At 63.8% G+C, this 2,952-nt stretch carries 3 protein-coding genes; all 3 read right to left on the bottom strand.

What is annotated here, in order from left to right; all coding sequences use genetic code 11:
- Window positions 1-66: 66 nt before the first annotated feature.
- From WAW17_RS06910 to WAW17_RS06900, 3 genes are read right to left on the bottom strand one after another with little or no spacing between them, the layout of a single operon-like run.
- Window positions 67-1,092 (bottom strand): phosphotransferase family protein, encoded by a 1,026-nt coding sequence (locus WAW17_RS06910; RefSeq protein WP_422332258.1) that lies wholly within the window; start codon window positions 1,090-1,092, stop codon window positions 67-69.
- A 2-nt stretch (window positions 1,093-1,094) separates the two neighbouring features.
- Window positions 1,095-1,901, bottom strand: coding sequence for an SDR family NAD(P)-dependent oxidoreductase (locus WAW17_RS06905; protein WP_422332257.1), 807 nt, complete (start codon window positions 1,899-1,901; stop codon window positions 1,095-1,097).
- Between the two features lie 34 nt (window positions 1,902-1,935).
- On the bottom strand, window positions 1,936-2,781 hold the full coding sequence (locus WAW17_RS06900; protein ID WP_422332256.1) for an enoyl-CoA hydratase/isomerase family protein: 846 nt from the start codon (window positions 2,779-2,781) through the stop codon (window positions 1,936-1,938).
- Window positions 2,782-2,952 lie beyond the last annotated feature (171 nt).

Raw genomic sequence — 2,952 nt, 5'->3', positions numbered from 1 at the left:
CCTTCGGGAGGACATCCTCGGTCAGGCCGCGGCGCACCCCGTTCAGCAATTCTGTAGTAGTCGGTCTCAGCACCAGGCCCATCCTGTCCCGTTGTCGGCAATCCAATCCAAGGTTCGTTTCAAAGACGCGGTCACGGTTGCGGCCCGATCGGCCAAGCGGAGGTTCCCGCTCACACCATCGGCGAACGAGCGTGACGCCCGTAAGGAGATGGTTGCGAACTTCACTTCGGAGAAGACCCGGTAGAACCGCAACGCGTGTTCGGTGACCTTGGGTCCACCGAACTCCTCGTACGAACGGACGAACTCCTCGAGGCCGACGAAACCTTCTGGACTCCACAGCGCGCGGTATGCCCAGGCGAGATCTTCGACCGGATCGCCGAGATGCGCCATCTCCCAGTCCAGCAGCGCAATCACGGTGTTGTCCTGGTAGAGAAAATTTCCTGGACGGAAATCGCCGTGGACAACGCTGAGCCGGGCTGGCTGCGGGAGGTTGTCCCGCAGCCATGCGAACGCATATCTCAGCGCTGGGTGCGGTTCCAACCGGCCGGCGAGGAACTGCGCCTCCCAGGTTTCGATCTGTTCCAATGGGCTCCGGTCGGTTGGCCCGGAGGTGAGGATTTCCCTGAGGCCGAGACCTTCCCAGTCCGCGGAATGCAGTTCCGCGGCGGCCCGCGCGAGATCGAGGGTCAGCTTTCGGCCACCTTCCCGATCCTCGGACCGCAGGTAGCCCAGTGGGTCCGCGCGTCCGGGCAACCGCTCGAGCACGATCGACGGCGTCCCGATGATGGAGCCGTCCGCATCGAGCGCCAGTGCGTGTGGAGCCCGCGTGGCGGTGTGCCCGAGGGCGCTGAGTACGCCGAACTCCCATTCCGGATCGGCATCAACCTGCGATCCGTCGGTGCGACTGAGCATGATGACCGATTCGGAACGGTTGGCACCGGACTGCTCTGTCCACGTCGCCGTCGCCGCCCATGCGCGCCTGGCGTTCCCGCCGAAGACACGCTCGACGCCTTCGACACGAACCTCGCGTGCGCCGGCGATCGAGGCACGCAGCAGCGCCTCGATTCGCTCGCCGACCTCCGAATCGTCCATGGTCAGCGCACCCCGGCCGCGACCCGCATGACCTCACCGGTGACCGCGTCCGACTGCGGCTCGAGGAAGAAGGCGATTGCCTCGCCCAGGTCCTCGGGGGTAGCCAGGTCGCCGAGAGCGGTGTAGGCGAGGTGCCGCTCGTGGTAGCCCGGTTCGATCCAGGACTTGACGCGGTCACTCAGGACCAGGCCGGGGGCGATGCAGTTGGCCCGAACACCCTTCCTGCCCATCGACATGCTCATGCTGCGGGTCAACCCGACCACGGCGGCTTTCGCGGAGTTGTATGCGGCGTTACCGAGTTCAGGGCGGTTCGCGAAAGCGGCGAGTGAGGCGACGTTGACGATCTTGCCGTATCCCTCGTCGTAAAAGTGTTCTTCGATGGCCTTCGACAGCAGGAAGGCGCTGTTGACGTTGAGGGCGAAGGTTCCGGAAAAGTAGTCGAGTGAGATGTCCGACAACGGGAGGTCGTACACGTCCTGATTGATGTTGACCATGCCACCGGCGACGTTGGCGATGCCTTGCACGGTGCCGAACTCTGACAAGGCGAAAGCGACGGCGTCCTTGGTTCCGGACTCGGTGGTCACGTCCACCTTGATCGTCTTCAGGGTCCCGGGGAGATCATCGGTGTTCGCCGCCGTCTCCGCGAGTCTGCGCGAACTGAGGTCGACGGCGACGACGTTCGATCCCACCCGAAGCAAACGGGCGACAGCCGCGCCGCCGATACCACCACCACCGCCGGTGACGATGTATGTGCGGTCCTGAGGAGCCCGGGTGGATCTGGGCGGAGCGGTAAAGGGTTGCGTTGACATACGGGAGTTGTCCTTCTGATGTGGTCGTCGGTGATCAGATGAATGAGCGCTGCTCGAACACGGGCGGCCGCTTCTGCTGCAGCGCGGCGAGTCCTTCTTTGGCTTCGGGGCCGGTGAAGCCGAGGATTCCGAAGGCCAGCGAAGCTTCGAAGGACGGCCATTGGGCGCGGAACCAGTTGTTGAGAGCATGTTTGGTAAATCGAATCGCGCTCGGTGCGCCACGGGAAAGGCGAATCGCGATCTCGAGTGCTCGGGCATCGACCTCGTCGTCGTCGACACAGAACGACACCAGCCCGATGCGTTCAGCCTCTTCACCGGTGATCGCGTCACTGGTCATGAGGTAGTACTTGGCCTTGGCCATCCCACACAGCAGCGGCCACAGTGCTACGGCGTGGTCATCGGCCGCGACGCCGAGAGTCGTGTGCCCGTCGACCAGTTTCGCCGTTCGTCCCGCGACACTGACGTCAGCCAGTAGTGCTGCTGCCAGGCCGCCGCCGGCCGCCGGGCCGCTGATAGCCGAGACGATGGGTTTGGTGCAATCGAGCATGTTTTGAACCAACGCACGGCCTTCCTTCCACATCTGGCAGCGGAAGTCGTAGTCGTCGATGATCCGCTGGACCATGTCGAAGTCGCCGCCTGCGGAGAAGGCGCGGCCCTCGCCCGCCAGCAATACCGCGGAGACGGTCGGGTCCTCGTCGATCAGGCGCCAGATGGATCCGAGATCCTTGTGCATCTGGAAGTCCAGCGAGTTCATCTTGCCGCGGGACAGCATCACCCGCAGCACATGCGGAGCCGGGCGGTCCAGCTTCAGGCTTTCGTAGTCGGGATAGTCAACCTCCGGCGTGTCGAGCGCCGTCGCGGAGCTGTTCGTGGTGGGCATCAGGCGGTTCCTCCGATATGTTCTAGTGGTGCGCCCGTCCCGAATTCACGGCGTAGAGCGTCTTTTTGGACTTTTCCGTACACGGCTCGCGGCAGGTCCTCCCGGAACACCACCTCGCTGACCCGCTGATATTTGGCTAGTTGTTCGTTGCCCCATACGCGAAGTTCCTCC

The sequence above is a fragment of the Rhodococcus sp. (in: high G+C Gram-positive bacteria) genome (genome assembly GCF_049286785.1).
Lineage (GTDB): Bacteria > Actinomycetota > Actinomycetes > Mycobacteriales > Mycobacteriaceae > Rhodococcus_F.
Note: the sequence above shows the minus strand (reverse complement) of the source record. Positions and strands in the feature narration are given on the sequence as shown.